Annotated in this window: 13 protein-coding genes; all 13 read left to right on the forward strand. The window is 43.0% G+C overall.

Annotated features, from left to right (window positions below; translation table 11 throughout):
- Nucleotide 1: 1 nt before the first annotated feature.
- The 13 genes from fecE to AACR11_RS03925 all read left to right on the forward strand — a co-directional run bounded on the left by fecE (nucleotide 2) and on the right by AACR11_RS03925 (nucleotide 19,466).
- Entirely contained in the window at nucleotides 2–766 is a 765-nt protein-coding gene (fecE, locus tag AACR11_RS03865) for a Fe(3+) dicitrate ABC transporter ATP-binding protein FecE (protein ID WP_017819178.1), read from the forward strand.
- 237 nt (nucleotides 767–1,003) lie between these two features.
- Nucleotides 1,004–3,160, forward strand: coding sequence for a TonB-dependent receptor plug domain-containing protein (locus AACR11_RS03870; protein ID WP_029789865.1), 2,157 nt, complete (start codon nucleotides 1,004–1,006; stop codon nucleotides 3,158–3,160).
- Complete coding sequence (locus AACR11_RS03875) at nucleotides 3,154–3,693, forward strand: YfiR family protein (protein ID WP_017819176.1); 540 nt, start codon at nucleotides 3,154–3,156, stop codon at nucleotides 3,691–3,693. Before AACR11_RS03870 ends, AACR11_RS03875 begins: the two co-directional genes overlap by 7 nt.
- Nucleotides 3,690–5,615 carry a diguanylate cyclase domain-containing protein gene (locus AACR11_RS03880; protein ID WP_029789864.1) on the forward strand — a complete coding sequence of 642 codons (1,926 nt, stop codon included), beginning with the start codon at nucleotides 3,690–3,692 and terminating at the stop codon, nucleotides 5,613–5,615. The genes AACR11_RS03875 and AACR11_RS03880 overlap by 4 nt, the downstream gene beginning before the upstream one ends.
- A gap of 765 nt (nucleotides 5,616–6,380) precedes the next feature.
- Nucleotides 6,381–7,076: a response regulator transcription factor gene (locus AACR11_RS03885; RefSeq protein WP_029789534.1), complete on the forward strand. Its 696-nt coding sequence runs from the start codon at nucleotides 6,381–6,383 to the stop codon at nucleotides 7,074–7,076.
- 15 nt (nucleotides 7,077–7,091) lie between these two features.
- A complete protein-coding gene (locus AACR11_RS03890; RefSeq protein WP_029789535.1) occupies nucleotides 7,092–8,381 on the forward strand; it encodes an ATP-binding protein in 1,290 nt (429 codons plus the stop codon).
- A 564-nt stretch (nucleotides 8,382–8,945) separates the two neighbouring features.
- On the forward strand, nucleotides 8,946–9,971 hold the full coding sequence (locus AACR11_RS03895; RefSeq protein WP_029789536.1) for an ABC transporter permease subunit: 1,026 nt from the start codon (nucleotides 8,946–8,948) through the stop codon (nucleotides 9,969–9,971).
- Between the two features lie 2 nt (nucleotides 9,972–9,973).
- Nucleotides 9,974–11,032, forward strand: coding sequence for an ABC transporter permease (locus AACR11_RS03900; protein ID WP_029789537.1), 1,059 nt, complete (start codon nucleotides 9,974–9,976; stop codon nucleotides 11,030–11,032).
- 16 nt (nucleotides 11,033–11,048) lie between these two features.
- The gene (locus AACR11_RS03905) at nucleotides 11,049–12,872 is read left to right on the forward strand and encodes an extracellular solute-binding protein (protein ID WP_017817593.1); all 1,824 of its coding nucleotides are present in this window, start codon (nucleotides 11,049–11,051) and stop codon (nucleotides 12,870–12,872) included.
- A 13-nt stretch (nucleotides 12,873–12,885) separates the two neighbouring features.
- The gene (locus tag AACR11_RS03910; protein WP_050558520.1) at nucleotides 12,886–13,758 is read left to right on the forward strand and encodes an ABC transporter ATP-binding protein; all 873 of its coding nucleotides are present in this window, start codon (nucleotides 12,886–12,888) and stop codon (nucleotides 13,756–13,758) included.
- Nucleotides 13,758–14,588, forward strand: a complete 831-nt coding sequence (locus AACR11_RS03915) for an ABC transporter ATP-binding protein (protein ID WP_079325545.1) — start codon at nucleotides 13,758–13,760, stop codon at nucleotides 14,586–14,588. Before AACR11_RS03910 ends, AACR11_RS03915 begins: the two co-directional genes overlap by 1 nt.
- A 34-nt stretch (nucleotides 14,589–14,622) precedes the next feature.
- Nucleotides 14,623–15,462: a hypothetical protein gene (locus tag AACR11_RS03920; protein ID WP_029789541.1), complete on the forward strand. Its 840-nt coding sequence runs from the start codon at nucleotides 14,623–14,625 to the stop codon at nucleotides 15,460–15,462.
- A gap of 68 nt (nucleotides 15,463–15,530) precedes the next feature.
- The gene (locus AACR11_RS03925; protein ID WP_079325547.1) at nucleotides 15,531–19,466 is read left to right on the forward strand and encodes a zinc-dependent metalloprotease; all 3,936 of its coding nucleotides are present in this window, start codon (nucleotides 15,531–15,533) and stop codon (nucleotides 19,464–19,466) included.
- The last annotated feature ends 251 nt before the right edge of the window (nucleotides 19,467–19,717 follow it).

Consider the following 19,717-nt stretch of genomic DNA (forward strand, 5'->3'; position numbering starts at 1 on the left):
CATGCTAAAGACGCAGAACCTTTCCGTCGCCTATGGCAAAAATACAATCATTCCGAATTTGTCAGTCTCAATACCAAAAGGGAAAATTACCGCGTTGATAGGACCAAACGGCTGCGGTAAATCGACGTTATTGAAGACCTTAGTAAGGATTAACAAACCTTTATCTGGTGATGTCTTTTTTAATGAAAAACCGTTGTCGAGTTATGGAGATAAACGCCTAGCTCGCTCGTTATCACTGTTGCCCCAAATCTTAGTAAGCCCAGAAGGAATCACAGTAAGAAAACTGGTTGAGTACGGCCGTTCTCCCTATTTGTCCCATTGGGGAAGGTTAGGGAAGGATGATAAAACGATTGTGGAACAAGCAATGCATGACACAGGCGTATTCGAATTTGCCGATAAACCGGTTGAATCATTATCCGGCGGGCAACGTCAAAGAGCATGGATTGCGATGGTCATGGCACAAGATACAGAGGTCGTGATGTTAGATGAACCTACCACCTACCTTGATATGTCGCATCAAGTCGAGTTGATGAATTTGATGCAACAAATGAATGCCAATGGAAAAACCGTGGTGGTTGTCTTGCATGATCTTAACCAAGCATGCCGTTACTGCGACCATCTCATTGTTCTTGAACAAGGTCAACTTATTGCAGAGGGCTCACCGGATGAAGTGTTTACTGAGTCATTACTTGATGAGGTTTTTGACCTGAAAGCGAAAGTATTCCGTGACCCGATTTCTGATACTCCGATGTGTGTTGCTGTCTAATAGACGCAAGATAACTTGCCCTTCAACAGTGACCAATTATTGGTTGCTGTTGATTGAAAACTGCTACAAGTTTAATCGTTTCGATAAAAATTACTCAGCGTAAAATAAGGTGGTTTAAAATGAACCGATAGGGTGCTAATGGTACACTGTACTCATATAGATACATTGTCATTTAGCGTTTGAACCACTCCCCCCGCTAATTAGCTAACCAAGCGTTCAAACGTTGAGAAATACCTTATGCGTTTGTCGTTCAGCTTCGTTTTTGCTTCTTCATTTGGCGTTGTTACGCCTGTGTTTGCCAACTATGACCTCGATTCTCTGTTGGAGATGCCTTTGTGCTCTCTAGCGGAAACCAAAGTGGTCTCAGCTACTCGTACCTCTCAGTCTTTGGCGGATACGCCAGCGTCCGTTTATGTTATCACCGCTAAAGAGATCAAGCGCTCAGGAGCTCGCTCTGTCGCTGATGCGTTATCTTTGGCACCCGGTCTTCATGTCGCTAAATATTCTAACTATGATTGGGGCGTGACGGTTCGAGGCAATAACGAAACGCTCAACAATAAAATGTTGGTGATGGTCGATGGACGTAGCGTGTTCAACCCGATGTCGTCTGGTGTGGATTGGGATCTCATTCCAGTCAGTATGGACAGCATTGCTCAAATCGAGATTGTACTCGGTCCTGTTGGGACGGTTTGGGGGGGAAATGCCGTCACTGGGGTAATTAACGTTATTACAAAAGAAGCAGAGGGCTCACCAAAAGGGCTGCTAGCCGCCAGTTTCGGCAACTACGACTATCGTGAGTATCAACTTCATCATGCTGGTGCAGTTGGTGAGTATGCCAATTACAGTCTGTATGGTGAATTTGTAGACCATATGCCTTGGACCAGTGAAGAGGCTAGGGTACAACCGTTTCAACATTTCAATGTATATACCGAGCGTTTTGGTGGGCGTTTGGATTACCAGAAGCGTGAACACACCCTAAGTGTCCAAGCCGGCGGTATTCGTTCTCGTGAAGATTACAACTGGGGTAATTATCAGCCGCATATGATCATGCCGGGCTCTGAACCCATGCGTACCTACGAAACAGAAATGACGATGCAGGAGTATTTCGTCGGCGGTCATCATATTTTCGATCGTGCCAATGGTGATAGCTGGGAAAACGAAGTCTGGTTTACGTACAGTTCTAATGATAGCACTCATGCCAATGCGCAGTTTTTTCGAACCGACTTAGACTCTCACTATACCTTTTCCGATCTTTGGGGAACGGAGTTTACCATTGGTGGAAACATTCGCCTTATTGACGAAAAGTTCGGTACGTTTTCAAAGTATGATGAACTCACCATGCCATATTTGCGTGTGGCAGAAGATCCTGATTTCTTAAATCAATCTTATGGTCTATACGCAAACTGGAGTGTGCCACTGACGGACAGAACCAAATTAACCCTTGGTAGTCGATGGCAATATAACAACCTTACTCATGATATCGACCCACAACCCCAAGTCCGCTTGAGTTATGAGCTTGCCGATAACCAAAGGGTTTGGGCTGGCTGGGGTAAAGCAATCGTAACCCCATCGCGTTTGGAGCTGAGTACCTACATGCGTGAAAATCAGTACATGCAACATGTGCTATTTAGCAATAACCAATATTACGATTATTACTACAGTGTGCTTCTCGAAGGAAATGAAGATTTAGATGTAGAGTCAGTCTCGACTTATGAAGTGGGCTATCGTCTTTGGGATGACAATGCATTGCAATTTAGCGTGGGAGGTTTCTATACCCGTCATGAGAATATTCGAGTTTATAAGACAGAATCTGCTACTCAGAACATCATCACGGGTGGTTCTTCTCCAGGTACGGTTGGCACCGTTGTGGAGCAATATACCTCCACGCTGGTTGATCCTATTTGGAGTGAAAGCTTTGGTGGTGAAGTTGCGGTCAAATGGCAGCCCCGAGATGATGTACAGATCAATGCTAACTACAGTTACAAACGCATTGTTGGTCATTGTGAAGGTGATATTTGTGGTACAAACAATGCGGTAAAACGCAGTATCGAAAACGAGCCAAATCATTTTGTGAACGCGCAAGTGATGTGGGATATCACAGCTCAATGGTGGGTGAGTGTCAGTGGGCAATATGTGTCTGAATCCAAGTTGCATAAAGACTACGAGTCTGCACTAAACCCAATCAACGTGGCGAACAAAGATTATAACTGGCCCGAAGTCGTGTCTTTTGATGCATCCATTAGCTGGCAGTATAACGACTGCCTGCCAGAGATCACGGCATCAGTAGAGAATTTAGGCGCTGACCAGAGCAAAGAGTTTCCAACTAACTACAGCTCTTTTGCTAATGGCACTCAATATTGGCTAACGCTAGATTGGAATTACGCCAAATGGTAAAACGAACAGAAAAGGTTGTCGTCGTTAAATGGCTGATAGCTTTTTGGGCGCTGCTTAGTGCAACATTTGCGTTTGCTCACTACGAAGATGCGGATTTAAAAGCCGTGTATTTGTATCGTTTTGCCCTGTTGGCGGATTGGGTGGCGACGGGCGAACCTGTTGCTCCTGTAGAATATTGCGTATCTGAAAATGACTCGGTCGCAGAGCACCTCCAACGGATCGTCGCACGCAAACCTCAATTGTCACGGTTTTATGATTTATCCAAAGGCGAGACGCCAAGTTCTTGCCATATTTTATATTTAACTCAGGCGGATAGTTCAAAAATAGCCACCAGACGAAAACAGTTTCCCCATTCACTCTTAATTGGTGACGGAGATAAGTTTATTAAAAAAGGCGGTATGGTGGCATTTGTGAAAGAGAACAACCGCATCCGGCCCATGATATCTCGCAGCCACATTGCTCCAACAAAAGTCCAACTACGCGCGCAATTGTTGAGTATTTCTATCTTAGCTGAAGATGAGGTGGCTCCATGATCCGTTCTCGCCTTGCTCGGCTGCCTTTGCGCCACAAAATGATGCTTCCAACATGGTTGATGATAACTTTGATCGTGATTGGTTTAGGCACCTTAGCCATACAATACTTGGTGATTGCGCAAGAGAGTGCTTTAGATCGCCGAATCAATATCCTTGGTCAAGGCGTGGCAAATACACTTCAAGCATCCCTGATGTTTGACGATGCGTATTCTGCAAAAGAGCAATTGATTAACTTAAGCTTTGACCCAGATATTATTTCTGCTGTGGTGATCAACCAACACGATCAAACCATCGCTTCTATTGAAGATTTACCAAAAGAGTGTGCTTGGCATGGTCGTGAATTGTTGTGCGCTAATCAAAGCGTAGTCATGCGCCACAATGATGTATTGTTAGGAGGGGAGAAGCTCGGTGCACTTGAGATTTGGGTTTCGCTTGAAAGCTTGCTAATTCATGAACGTAAAATGTGGTTATCCTTGGGTGTGATTGTCCTGTTACTCTCAATCTGTGCTTGGGCATTAGCCAAATTATTGCATTCATTAATTTCGCTTCCTTTGTTGTCTTTACATCGCTCAGTTGAACATATGGGGCGGGTCGGTGTTATTCGCAAAGCATTACCGGTTTATCATCAAGATGAAGTGGGGAAACTGACCGAGTGTTTTAACGAAATGACAATGAGCCTTGCTGAGCGAGAATCTCAAGTGGCTCAAGTATTGAAACGAGTTGAAGACAAAAACCGTTATATTCGAAGCGCGCTCGATGCGATGCAACGTTGCGTTCTTGTTGTATCGTCGAATGAGCAAGTAACCTATTTCAATCCAGTGGCAGAAAGCGAACTTCGTGGCATAGAAGTGAACTCCAATGCCCGCAATTTGTTGATGAACTACTTTGAGCCTCAGCTAAAAATCGAGCGCATTATGTTTGCTATTGACACGCATACCACGGTAGAAGGAATCGAGGTACGCAGTGTCGATAAAACTAAGCGCTACCTTATTTCTTGCAACCCGATGGATACTGAAAAGAGCAGTCTGATTCAGCTTCGAGATATCACGGAGCACGCGCTGTCAGAACAAAGACGCAAACTTTTGGATTTGATGTTTGACCAAAACCAAGACGCTATTTTAGTACTCGATCGTGCTTTGAATATTAAGACGCAGAACAACTCAGCGACGCAGTGGTTTGGTGAAGTGGATGCGCTTAAAACACTGGAATTGCTTTCTCCATTTGAAGCAACAAAAGCGATCAAGTTACGCTTATTAAAAACAGGACATTACAAAACGCATGTGGAGCTGAAAAACCAGCAAGGTCGGGTGATACCATGTGAGTTGAAAGTGCGAGTATTAAAAAGTGAAACGGGCAGAGCTGAAGCCTTTGTGGTTTCCTTTACTGATTTGACGATAGATATTGAACTCAAACGTCTCAATTATCAGGCAAACCATGATCCCCTGACCGGTCTTGCCAACCGCGCTAAAGCGGTTCGTCGACTCCAAGAGAAGCATGATGTTGGCGCATCACAACACATCTTATTTGTGGACTTGGATGGTTTTAAGGCCGTTAATGACCAATATGGACATGCAATTGGAGACCAATTGTTGAAGGTCGTGGCGCAACGATTAATGAACTGCGTTGCACGACGCGATCTGGTTTCGCGCTTGGCTGGAGATGAGTTTTTAATTGGGGTCCGTGATGCGTCGAGCAGTGAGCCTATTGCTAGGAGGATCATCGAGAGCCTCGAAAAACCGTTTCTTCTGGGAGACGTGACGTGTGAAGTTTCTGCAAGCATAGGTATCAGTTATTGGTCTCGTGAAGACTCTGCGACGTTAGATGAAAAGATCAACGAAGCGGATGTTGCGATGTATTTAGCGAAAAAAGCGGGGAAAAACCGGTACCACAGCGGCGCTGAAACGGTTTGTTTACTTGATTGAAGGAAAACCATGTCTTTGGGCATGGTTTTTATATTACGCAATTTGTTGAACATGAGATAAACGTTGAGCTGTTTAGTTGTTGAACAGCACATTTCAGTTCAATGATGGGATATCCTACCCAAATATGTTGTAGTCCAAGGTGAATAATCTTGTCAGAATGTCCTGACTAAAATCAAAAAAATACTTTTATAACAACGAAGTAAACACAATTCAAAAATTGTCGAAGTTTGACATTTATGCTGTGCAAATTAGTCTGATCTCCCAAGTTGTGGAAGTCGTTATGTTCAGCATTTTAAGAAAAACCGTCATACTTTTTGTCGCATTTATCGGCACAATCTCTCCGTCATAAATAAAAGCCTAATCTGCCACACTTTGCTTTTTTAACTGCGGCTCATATTTGATTGAATATGCAGTGGATAGCTCAACCCCCAAATGGTTTCTAAGGATGTAATTAATTCTCATTATTAATTATGTTGTGTTAGCTTCTTTTATCGAGTTTGCTCATGTAGAGCAGACTGATGAAAAACTCATCGACCTGCACGTTTATAGCCATTCTCTATGAACTTTACGGTTAGTCAAAGTAAACATGCTCACTTTCTATTTTTAGCTACATTCATAGTTATTTCTATGTTATACACGTATTGATATTATTTTTATAAATAATAAATTGTTTAAATAAATCACAGCTATGCAAGAAGAATGTTCTAAATTCCAATTCAAGGAAGCGATTCGAAAGGGTAGCAAGCATCATGGTAAGAAGGATTTATGACCAACCCTAAGTTAGTAATCGTGGAAGACGACCAAATTTTAAGTGAAATGCTACAAGAATATTTTGAGAGCCAGTCATTTGATGTTGTCAGGGTGGCTGATGGAGTAACAGCCTGTGAACAAATATTGGCGATTCAACCTGATATTGTGCTTCTGGATTTAATGCTCCCTGAAGTAGATGGGCTCACGATCTGCCGTCAGGTGCGCAGGAGTCAATTTAATGGCAAGATTTTGATTTTAACAGCAAGTGACGACGATTTTGATCATGTGGCGGCGCTAGAAACTGGTGCTGACGATTTTGTAAGCAAACCTGTACAACAACGAGTTTTGTTGGCAAGGGTTCGCACATTGCTTCGCCGAAACCACGAACTATCACCTAACGATAATGAACTGCATTTCGGTAAATTGTCTCTAAATAAAACGACTAAGTCGTGTGTTTATGCAGGTCAAGACATTACGATGGCTGAGAGTGAGTTTGAATTACTTTGGTTACTAGCTTCCTCACCCGAGCAAGTGCTGTCACGAAGCTTTTTAACTCAGCAGATTCGCGGAGTAGAGTATGACGGTTTTGATCGTTTCATCGATAATAAAATAGTAATTCTTCGTAAGAAGCTAAACGATATAAGTATGCCACCAAAAAAGATTATTACCGTGCGCGGTAAAGGGTACTTGTTTGTTCCGGAGCGCTGGTAAGGGCGGCCATTTTTAATGCGAAGAATCTATTTTGAATACTTGGCGGGTTTAACGCTAATCTTTCTTATAAGTATATACTCCTATGCATTTCTCGTTTATCAGGTTGGCACAGACTATGAATATATTCTAAGAGACCATCAAGCTCAGGCTTCCCAAGAGCTGATCAATATCATTGCGAGTGAAAAGGGGATAGATGAAGCCGAAGCTATCTTGGAGGACTACGCAAATAAAACGCGGCAACTGTTGCGTATCGTGGACCATAAAGATGCACCGGAAATGGTGCAAAAAGCGTTTACCAATCGAGAAATATACGCTTATTACTATGAGGAAGACTTTCTTTGGTTGCGTTTACCGGGAAGTCAAAGCGTATATGAATTATCGGATGATAAAGAGTCGTTCCTCAGAAAGAAGATAAAACTGGAAAATCGTTTGATTTGGGTATTTGCGATTACTGGGTTTGCTTTTAGTGGTCTATTCTTAGTTTGGCGGATAAAACTTCGCTTAAAAAATCTTGAACTTGTAACTATCGCGTTCTCTAATGGCGACTTAATGCAGTGCGCTTCAGAAAAAAATAGTATTAGGCTTGGTACTCTTAACCGTAGCTTTAACGTCATGGCAGATAAAATACGTGACTTAATTAATAGCAACAAGTCACTAACTAATGCAGTTGCTCATGAGCTTAGAACACCAATTTTTCGCATTCAATGGCAAGCTGAGTTGCTCAGTGATTTAGCGCCAACGGACAAGCAGGCGAAAGCTATCTCACGCATTCTTGCAGATACACAAGAAATGGAAGATATGGTCGATGAGCTGCTCTATTACTCTCGACTAGAGCGTGGTAATTCTGAACTACAATTGCAACCCGTAGATTTGAATCATTGGCTAGAAGAGCGATGCGCACTATGGCAAAAAGAGACTCAACTTACTTTGGTGAAGGTGCCGCTTAACAAGACTGTTCCGTTACATGTCGACCTTAAGTTGTTTAATCGTGCTATTGATAACATCGTTCGTAACGCGTTTAAATTTGCTGAATCAAAGATTGTTATTGAACTGTGGTATAACGATGTGGAAGTCGTCGTGGAAGTTCATGACGATGGAAAAGGTGTCGAACCTCAACATTGGCCGTTTTTATTTGACCCGTTTTACAGTGCAAATACCGCAAGAAGTAAAGGAAAAACAGGTCATGGTCTTGGACTTGCGATAGTAAAACAAGTATGTGAACGGCACCAGGCTCAAGTAGCAGTCAGAGATAGCTATCTTGATGGCGCTTGCTTTTCGCTCTCTTTTCCTCGTATTGACGGGTGAAGTCGCGTATCTTTGCTTTGGTATTATCTTCGTCTCTATGTTTCCCTTTTCCAAGAAAGCTGCCTTCTTACAGAGCGATTAGAGTTAAGAAATAACTCTAATCGCTCTGTAACACTTCTTTGGATCGTATATGCCATTTTTGTCGCGAGCGTCTCATACGTATCGGTTAAAAGCCAGGGGGAGTTTACGTCAGACACTATGAATCATTTATTATGTTTTGAGATCATATTCCGCCCCCCAATATCTCGACCGATCAAGCTGACCTAAATTTATCCCCAATTAACTAATCAGTAATCGGATACTCTAGAGTGAGTAACTATCAAAATACAGAAAAAAGCTCAATTTAAAACGTCATTACATACTTCCTAAATAGCTCAAACTAAAATCTGATGGAGCGACTTTGAAGCTTAAAATGAGCGCTTGAGTAACGATGTTGCTTTTGTTTCTTTGTTAATCATCTAGAGTCTTTTGTATTCCTATGTACGCAAATGTAACCATTTGACTACGTTTTATCATTAATTATATTGATGTGCAGTTGTTATAAATAGAGTTTGACGAAATAAAATGGTTGCATATTTATTGAAACGTTTCGCGTTAGTTGTACCGACGTTTCTAGGGATCACAATACTTATCTTCGCAATTACTCGCTTTGTGCCGGGAGGTCCGGTGGAGCGCATGTTGGCAAATATGCAGCCACAAGGTGATGGCGCTTCGGTTAGTGCTGTAGTGGGACAAAACTCTGCGTTATCTGAAGAGCAGTTGGCAGACTTAAACAAGTTTTATGGTTTAGACAAGCCAGTAACAGAAGCTTACGTTGATTGGTTGTATCGTTTGGTTCAATTCGACTTAGGTGAATCGACTCGTTACTACGAGCCAGTAACTGAGATGATCTTCGAGAGGTTGCCAGTGTCTGCGATGTATGGCGGTATCACTTTCTTTATTAGTTACTTCATTTCGATCCCGCTTGGTTATTACAAAGCATTAAAGCACGGTAGTGTTTTTGACTCCGTTTCGTCGATCATGATTTTCGTTGGATATGCTCTACCGGGTTACGTAGTTGGTGTGCTACTTATCACATTGTTCAGCTATCACCTAGAGTGGTTCCCTATGGGGGGATTTGTCGATGACGACTTTGATGATTTCACCACACTTTCTGAGCAGGTGACGGACATTCTTTGGCACGCAGTATTGCCTTTAATTTGTTACTTAATTGGTGATTTCGCTACGTTGACCATGACGATGAAAAACAACCTGATGGAAAACCTTTCTTCGGATTACATTCGAACAGCGATTGCTAAAGGTCTGCCATTTAGACAAGCAATTCGTAAGCATGCACTTCGTAATAGCTTGATTCCAATTGCAAGTCACTTTGGCAACTCGTTACTGTTTTTCATGACGGGCTCATTCTTAATTGAGGTGATATTCGATATCAATGGGATAGGTCTGCTTGGTTACGAGTCGATTGTAGAGCGTGATTACCCAGTAGTAATGGGCATTGTTGCGATTAACGCATTGGTGCTGCTATTTGGCAATATTTTATCTGATGTGTGCGTTGCGCTTGTCGATCCTCGCGTGAAGTTTGGAGCGTAATCATGTCTCGATTAAATCTATTCACTCTCAATCCGTTGACCAGGAAACAAATCAAGCGCTTCAAGGAGATCAAGCGTGGTTACTGGTCACTTATGTTGTTGTCGGCACTATTGATTTTGTCTCTGTGTGCAGAAGTACTCATCAATAGTAAAGCGCTAGTCGTTCGTTACCAAGGTGAGTACTTCTTCCCAATCTTCTCGGATGTGTATTCGGGTAGCAACTTTGGTTTGGACTATGCGGCAGAAACCAATTATCGCGATCTTCAACAGAACTTTGAATATGAGAACAATGGTGACTTTGTGTTATTGCCATTAGTTCCTTGGAATGCGTTTGAGCAGGACTTTTCAGGTAGCTTTCCGCCGAATGCTCCGGATTTTGAAGCGCAACACTACCTAGGTACCGATGTTATTGGTCGCGACATTCTCGCACGTTTGGTTTACGGCTTTCGAACGGCGATGGGTTTTGCATTGCTGACAATGAGTATCGCCTACGTCATTGGTGTCACGGTTGGGTGTGCGATGGGTTTCTTTGGCGGGAAATTCGATTTAGTGGTGCAGAGGCTAATTGAAACTTGGTCTATGGTACCGTTCCTCTACGTGATTATGATTTTGGTCTCTATAGCGCAACCCACCTTTATGTTGTTTGTTCTGATCAACGTGGCATTCAGTTGGATGGGTATCACTTGGTATATGCGAACCATGACATACAAGGAGTCAGCACGAGAGTACGTGTTGGCTGCCAAAGCTTTAGGTGCTTCCACTGCTAGGATCATCTTCCACCATATCTTGCCCAATACCATGGTGATGATTGTGACGCTAGCTCCTTTCACTATTGCAGCGAACATAACTGCTCTAACTGCGTTGGATTATCTGGGGCTAGGTCTTATTCCACCAACGCCAAGTTGGGGAGAGCTGTTGCAACAAGGTAAGTCGAATTTAGATTCACCTTGGATTGTGGTGTCTGTGGTAACAGCGATTGTTTCTGTGTTGGTAATGGTGACCTTCATTGGTGAAGCTATTCGCACCGCCTTCGACCCGAAAAAATACACTCTATATAGATAGAAACAAGGAAGTAATCATGTATAGATTTGCACTTATTTCACTGTTGCTCAGCGGCTTGGTTCAGGCAGCCGAGTTGCCGAGTGACCTGCAATGGCAAAGCAATTGGCAAGATCCTGTTTTTGCATCGGACGAGGCTAAACGTGGCGGAACTCTGCGTAGCTATATGCTGAGTTTTCCTCAAACTTTGCGCTCTGTGGGGCCTGACGCGAACTCCGGCATTCGCTTTTACATTATGGATGGCACGCCAAAGCTTGCTCAACGTCACCCAAATACGGGGAAGTGGATCCCTCAACTCGCTGATGAGTGGGCGTTTTCTGATGACTACAAAACCGCTTACTTCAAATTGAATCCTAAAGTCAAATGGTCTGATGGTGAAATGGTAACGGCAGATGATTACCTGTTCATGCTAACGTACTACCGCTCTAAAGACATTATTGATCCTTGGTACAACGATTTCTTCAGAAACACTATCGCAAGCGTTGAGAAATTCGATGACTACACGATCTCTATCACAGTCTCTGAGCCAAAGAGTAATGATGAACTGATGGTGCTACTTAACACACCAAATCACGGGTTACAGCCGCGCCCGCAGCATTACTTTGCCAATATCAATGACCAAAACGGCGATGGTATGGACGACAACTTTGTTCGCAAATACAACTTCAAAGCGGAGCCAACGACATCACCTTACTACATCTCAAAGATCAACAAAGGTCGCAGTATTACTTTCAAACATGTAGGTGACAATTGGTGGGGATATGGCAACAAGTATTATCAGAACCGCTTTAATGTCGACAAATTGCGCATCAAGGTGATTCGCGATTCAGATATTGCACGTAAACACTTTGAGAAGGGAAAGTTGGACACCTTTACCATGGTACTTCCGCAATTGTGGCATGAGAAGACGGATTCAGCCCCCTTTGCGAAAGGCTACATTCAAAAGTTTTGGGGCTTTAACCAAACATCGCAAGGTGCGGGTGGTTTGTGGATGAACACCTCGATGCCGCTACTAAGTGACATTAACGTTCGTAAAGGGATCACTTTCGCAACAGACTTTGACGGCATGATCAAGAATGTACTTCGCGGTGACTACTCACGCAAGCCTCATGCAATGGGCTATGGTCATGGCGATTACGACCTGCCAGATGCGAAGGCACCTGCGTTCGAACCAGAGCTAGCTATCGGTTATTTCGAAGCGGCTGGTTTTACCAACATCGGTCCTGACGGTATTCGAGTCAATAAAAACGGTGAGCGCCTCAGCTTCAAAATTACCTACGGTTACAATATTTGGACGCCTCGTATTGCGTATCTAAAAGAGCAAGCCAAGTTAGCAGGATTAGAGCTTAATCTGAACTTGGTGGATGGTTCGGCAGCATTCAAATATATCTTAGAGAAAAAACATCAACTGGCATTTTTAAATATGGGTGGCGGAGAGTTACCAGCATATAAAGAGTACTTCCACTCTAGCAATGCAAACCGGGTCCAGACCAACAACCATACGAACTACAGTTCGTTAGAGTTGGATCGTGAGATTGAGGCATTCAACTCCGAGTTTGATGCCGATAAGAAATATCAACTGTCGAGAGAGATACAGAAATTAATCTCAAATGCCTTTGTGATTGTGCCTGGCTACATGGTCCCTTATACGCGTGATGCACACTGGCGCTGGGTCAAGTACCCCAATAACCCGATGACTAAGAAAACTGGTGCGATGTTCAACATTTTAGGTACCAGCAATTTCTGGATTGATACCGAATTAAAACAACAAACTCAGCTGGCTTATAAAGAGGGCGAAACTTTCGAACCTGTCACTGTGATTGACGAGCGTTACAGGTTATAGGACGAAATACTAAATGAAGCAACAAACAGTACTAAAGGTACGCGATTTAGAGGTGGAGTTCAGCACCGATGAAGGTACCGTCAAGATCTTAAAGGGTGTCTCATTTGACGTGCGAGCAGGTAGAACTTTGGGCTTAGTTGGGGAGTCGGGTAGTGGAAAGAGCGTTACATCAATGTCGATCATGGGACTGTTACCTAAACCATACGGGCAGATAACTAAAGGTGAGATTTGGTATCGCGATACGGATCTGACCAAGATGGTCGAAAGGGATTTGTACCAGATGCGTGGTAACCGCATCTCAATCATATTCCAAGACCCAATGACGGCACTTAACCCAGTTCAAACGGTTGGTAATCAGTTGGTGGAAGTACTTGACCTGCACCATAGTCATATGTCTAAAGCAGAAAAGGTGGATTACTCGATCGGCTTGCTGGAAAAAGTAAAAATTCCTATGCCAGAGCTTAGGTTTCAAGAGTACCCGCATAACCTTTCTGGTGGTATGAGACAGCGAGTGATGATCGCAATGGCTCTTGCTTGTAAGCCTGATGTGCTTATCTGTGATGAACCGACGACGGCGTTGGATGTGACGGTTCAAGCCTCAATCCTAAAGTTAATGAAGGAGCTTCAGGAAGAGACAGGCATGGCGATGATTTTCATTACACATGACTTAGGTGTTGTGGCTGAGATCTGTGATGACGTTGCCGTGATGTATGACGGACGTATTGTCGAAAACGCTGATGTGTTCGAGCTCTTCGATTACCCAAAACATCCTTATACCAAGAGATTGCTTAGTCTGATACCTGACTCAGATTCAGAGTCCAAACAAGCGATACAGGTTGTTCCTATTGATCTTTCACTTTTCCCTGAATACCAGGGGGCATCGTAATGGCTGAGCTACTAAGAATTGAAGGGTTAAAACAGTATTACCTAACGGGTAAGGGGGTCTTCAAAAAAGGTTATGTGATCAAAGCAGTAGATGATGTTTCATTTAGTTTAGAGCAAGGCCAAACGCTCGGACTAGTGGGTGAGTCTGGCTGCGGTAAAAGCACACTTGGTCGCACTATTCTCAAACTGTACGAGCCGACGGAAGGTAAGATTTTCTTCGAAGGAAAAGAGATAACGCATTTGAACTCGAAGCAGATGAGACCGCTTCGACGCGAGATGCAGATTGTGTTTCAAGACCCATTGGAGTCACTAAATCAAAGACACACTGTAGGTGGTATCTTAGAAGAGCCCTATAAGATTCATGGTATTGGTACACCAGCAGAAAGAAAACGATGGGTATTGGAACTACTCGACAAGATCGGTTTGCCGCACACTGCAGTGAATCGTTATCCTCATGAGTTTTCTGGTGGCCAAAGACAGCGTATCGGTATCGCTAGAGCAATCGCACTTAAGCCAAAACTACTTATCTGTGATGAGTCAGTATCGGCTTTGGATGTGTCGGTGCAAGCTCAGATATTGAATTTACTGCTAAAGATACAAAAAGAGATGAACCTATCAATCATATTTATCTCACACGACTTGTCGGTGGTTAAACATATTTCAGACCACGTAGCAGTAATGAAAAAAGGGAAAGTTGTCGAAATGGGAACCGCGAAAGAAGTATATTCATCACCAAAGAATGAATATACGAAAGAGTTGTTATCCGCTATTCCAATTACACACCCTTCACAACGAATAAAAAATATAAGTCAGGTGGCTAATAACTATTAAAAAGACAAACGGATTTAAATAGCAGAAGGACAGTATGAATAAAACAAAAGTATTGCCAATTCTATTTTTGGCAACGCCCTCTTTTGTGCTCGCAAACAACTTGAATGATGAGTGGGACGAGAGTGACAAAAAGAGCGCATGGTCAGGATATGTGAGTGCCGATTATTCGCGTAATGGCTACGAAGACAGTGCTTACTTAGCTAATCGTTCAGCTTCGGCTACGGGCGTATTACGCTATGCGGTTTCTGACAAATCTAGGTTGCAACTCGTGGTATCTGGATATCACCAACAGGATGGAGATGTTTATGGTACTCGCGGTCAGTTCTGGAATGACACCTCGTTATCATGGGCTTACAACGGATTGTTTAATCCGACAGAAGGTTCATCGGTAAGCGGTGAAATTAGAGCGATATTTCCAACCTCAAAGTCTTCTAAAAGAAATGACCTTCAGTTTGGAACACGTTTAAAACTTCGGTGGAGTGCTGCATTTGATGAGTGGTTAGACGGTCTGACGCTTAGCAATACAGTTCTGCTACGAAAAAACTTCCATGAATACAAAACCGCTGGTGGTTATCAGTTGATTGAGTATAGGCTGAGTAATCAATTTTCTGTGGATTATGCATTTGCAGACGACTTTTACTTCAATATTTTCTTAATGCCGAGGCAGTCGTGGAATTATCAAGGTAACTCACTGGATCCGACTATTTTACATGGAGAAGAAATTGGTTACCAAATGACAGAGAGCATTTCTATGTCAGTTGGTATGACAAACAGTGTAGGTTATTACAATCCAGATAAAGGGCAAAACCCGCTGAATGATCTGATTGATTTAAAAAAGATGACCTATTACGCAGTGGTTAATTATCAGTTTTAGCGAGATAGCTAATTAATAAAAAGACATCGTTACTTAAGAAACGATATAACTATAAATACAGGGACATTATGTTTAGAAAAACAATAATTGTAGCAAGCATCGCTGCTGGACTCAGTGGATGTGGAGCCGAGGATCGCGCTTATGACACAGTTGAAAGATCCGCAAAAGAGGTGACAGTTCAATCTCTAGATACAGAATCGTTGTGGATGTACATGCCTTCAACTGGTGAAGCACCGCGTTACGCTTTAACGCAGCGTGGTTTTTTTCAAGGCGATCCAAAATTAGTGAAGCTACGTTTTGACGAAACCAATGGTATTTACGTCGAAGCGCTTGACCGTGACAAAGTTGATTCTCTGGAACCTAGTCGTTGGGACTCCGAAATCAACCGCGTACCAGTATTGAAAATTCCAGGTGAATTCAGGCAGTATCGTTGTGCTGAAAATGGTTACGGTGAATGTACCAACAAGGAAGAGATCAATAGAGACGAGAACGTCGATTGGTCGACTGCGACACACTTCATTCCGGATTACGAGAATATTGAATCGTTATCGGAAGACACGCTTAGCACTTGGTACACCGCGAGCAACGTAGCAGAGAGTGCCGATCCACGTGTTATCTCATACGAATACAACCCGGAAGAGGGTGTAATTAACGTCGAAATTGAGCGTACATATACAGCAAACCCGGATGATCAATATAAGTTCGGCGGTTTAGAAAACTTGTCATTCAAGACTCGTTTTTTCTACTCTCTTGTCAAGCTGGATAAACTAGCAAGCCCTAATTACAAACCTGTTTATTATCAAGGGCAAGATAGCGCGTATTACGGCTTCTTTAATGACAGCAAGGCAGTGAAAACACACACAGGTGAGAGCGATGTTCAAGGCTCACGTTTTGCTTACATTAACCGTTTTAACCCAAATCTTGAATCGATCGATTATTACCTAAGTGATACTTACTTTGATGAAGGTAATGAAGTCTACCGTCAGCTGACTATTGACACGATGAAAGAAGTTAACGAGTCACTCGAAGGAACTGGTGTACCACCAATCAGAATCGTCAATACCAAAGAGAAAGCAGGTATTAAATCTGGTGACCTACGTTACAACGTTTTCAACTTGATTGATGAACCAGTTGACAATGGCTTGTTGGGTTACGGTCCATCTGCAACTAACCCGTTAACGGGTGAAATCATTCATGCCCATGTTAACCAATACCTTGGTGTTATTCGTACCACTACTCGTCGTTACTGGGACGACTTAGCTATGCGTTATAATCGTCAAGAAATCGCTAAGCTTGCACCGAAAGATGACACTGCGACAGATAGTGGCGATGCTGACAGCGATACCGCACCTGTGGTCGCTGAGCGCACTGACATTGATGTGTTTAACGACATGATCACGGCTGACCGCGGTCCAGATCAGTTCGTACCCCAAGTGACTGAAGATGAAATGGCTTTTGTTGGAGAAGGTACGTTTGTAAATGAAGTGCCTAAAGCAGACCTAGATCATAAGTTCGATGTGGACAATAAAGAGCTCGCTCTACAAACCTTCTACAAGCGCCAAGATATGCTTAAGCGATTCTCAGAGCAGAACGTTTATAGTGAAGACGCTATGTGGTTAAGTACCAATGCGAAAGGTTTGATTTCTGGTATCGACTACGCTGATGGTGGTTATTTTGCTGATGCCAAGCAAAACACCATGAAAAAATGGAGTGAATTGAGTTTAGAGCAACAAAAGTTAGCCAGTGAAGCGATCTCTGAGCATATGTTTAAGTCTACATTGATCCATGAGCTTGGACACAATTTAGGTTTAAGACATAACTTTATGGGTTCAGTAGATAAGGCGCATTTCTACACAGCTGATGAGCTAGCAAACAGCAGCCTTGGTCATCAAGCTAAACCTGCGGCTTACAGCTCGATCATGGACTACGGTGCATCAATTTTTGATGAGTTGTTGGTGTTTGGTAAATACGATAAAGCGGCTCTAAAGTTTGCCTATGCCCGTGAAATCGAAACCAATGAGTTTATTGGTGAATCAGTTCGAGATAAGACGGGTGCCCAAGTTCGTAAGACATACTCACTTGCAGAATACGATCGCAAGATGAGCGAGGATTACAACACCTATCCTACAGGCGTAATTGCTCACTTGCGTGCGAATGTGGGTACTGACGATATACCTGAGTTGGCGAGCTACCGTTTTTGTACAGATGAACATACGACAACAAGCTTAACGTGTGATCGTTTTGATGAGGGCACATCGCTAACAGAGATCACTGAATTCCGAATTCAGCGTTACTACGACAGTTACGAAACGGCGAACCGTCGAAATGGTCGTGACTTTTTCTCTCAATATCACCAATACGAATACTTTTGGCAACGTATGTATGAATTCCAAAAGATACGTGACATAGTCGAAAATGTTGGTGAGATCGATTTTGTCTTCGCACGCTACATTGGTGCTAATACCACCAATAACAAGGGGCAAGTGTTTGAGGAGATTGCAGAAAACAATTGCTTAGATTGGCGTGGAAACCCTAAACCGCTAGACAGTATGTCAGCAGGGCTCCGTCCTATCTGTGATACATACAATGCGGCAAACTTAGCTGCTGACTTCTTCTTAGATGTACTGACAGCACCAGATAAAGTTTGTGAGCTTGAAGAGCTAAGTGGTATTGATGGTGTACCTAATCGTTATCGCTTCGCAAAATTGTCTGACCTTTGGCTGACATACCAAACGGGTATGTCACTGAACCGCGATGTTCCAACTAGCTGTTTCGATGAGGAACTCGTTCAAATACTTAAAAAGCAAGCCAACGAAATCGTGATGCGCTCAGAAACGCGTGATGGTCATATTTGGTCGAGCTTAAAAGCAAATAATCCATATCAGACAGCTTCTAACTCAGTAGACTTATTGGGCGTGTGGCCAGACAAACTGCTAGCTGCACAAATGTTGGTTCGTCGTGATTCGCCTTACATTGCCACAGAAAACTCAAGCTTGGCGCTGATTGATCTGTCAGACAAGATCACTAAACTGTATACGCACCTATCTGATTTAGCGGGTCGACCTGAAGCGCGTCAAGCGATATTCGTTGATGGTAATGGTGATTACGTTGAAACGGTGCTTCGCTACCAGCCGAGTTTGACTCAAACAATCGAGGCGGTTCCATCATACTTGTGGCCAATGAAACGTTATTTTGTCATGGGCGGACAAGAAGCATTCGAATATTGGACGGAAGGGTCGCCACAAGACTCGGTTGTCCCTTACTTCGGTACTTTGCTAGCAAACTTGATGAAGTACAATCGTGCCAATGAGTACGGGTTGGGTGACTCTGTACGTGGGCTAAGTGATTCAATTGCGATCAACCTAGCGAACAGTGCAACCGCAGATCCGAACGGTATTAACTTTACATGGAAGGGTATGAATTACTCCTTGAACTCACGTAACTCGTTAGCTAATGCGGTTGCTTCACGTGCTTTGTACCAAGATGAGCAAAAAGCTCGTGTTGAGAAACTAAATAGTTTGCCATATCGCGTTCGAAATGCATTGTCTGTATTTAAAAATACACGTGACCGCAATGAAGCCCGTATCATTGCAATTGGTGATAAAGATGCACTTGTAGCCCTTCGAGATACAACAGGTTTTGCACGTTTTACTATGTTTGACAAAATGTTTGAAGAGTACGAAGAAGATGGCAACAAATGTCTGCGCTTTAAGGTGGATGGTGAGTCCGATGAAGATCATATGAAGCGTAAGTGTAACTCTCTAACTCGCCTACAAACAGCTCAAAACAGTGCGATTGGTAAGTTTGAAGGTGATGAATTAGAAAAAATGTTTGATGTAGCACAGATCTTTGGTGACCAAATTGCTGAGAACAATACGAGTTCTCTCAACGCCTCTCACAAAGAAGTATATGACTACGATCCAGAAGAGCTAAGGCTTTGGAGCTCGAATGAGTATGTAACGTATCGACGTGCCTTTGAACAGTTCCCTTTGTATAGTGACTAAGTAAAACGGCTAAGTAGGCAAGGGTGTCATATGCGTAAAAACCGGTTTAGCTTTTGGCTGACCGGTTTTTTTGCATGGTTTTTTATATTGCGCAATTTGTTGAGCATGCGATAAACGTTGAGCTGTTTAGTTGTTGAACAGCACATTTCAGTTTAATGATGGGATATCCTACCCAAATATGTTGTAGTCCAAGGTGGATAATCTTGTCAGAATGTCCTGACTAAAATCAAAAAAATGCTTTTATAACAATG

Source organism: Vibrio sp. L85, assembly GCF_963871815.1.
Lineage (GTDB): Bacteria > Pseudomonadota > Gammaproteobacteria > Enterobacterales > Vibrionaceae > Vibrio > Vibrio harveyi.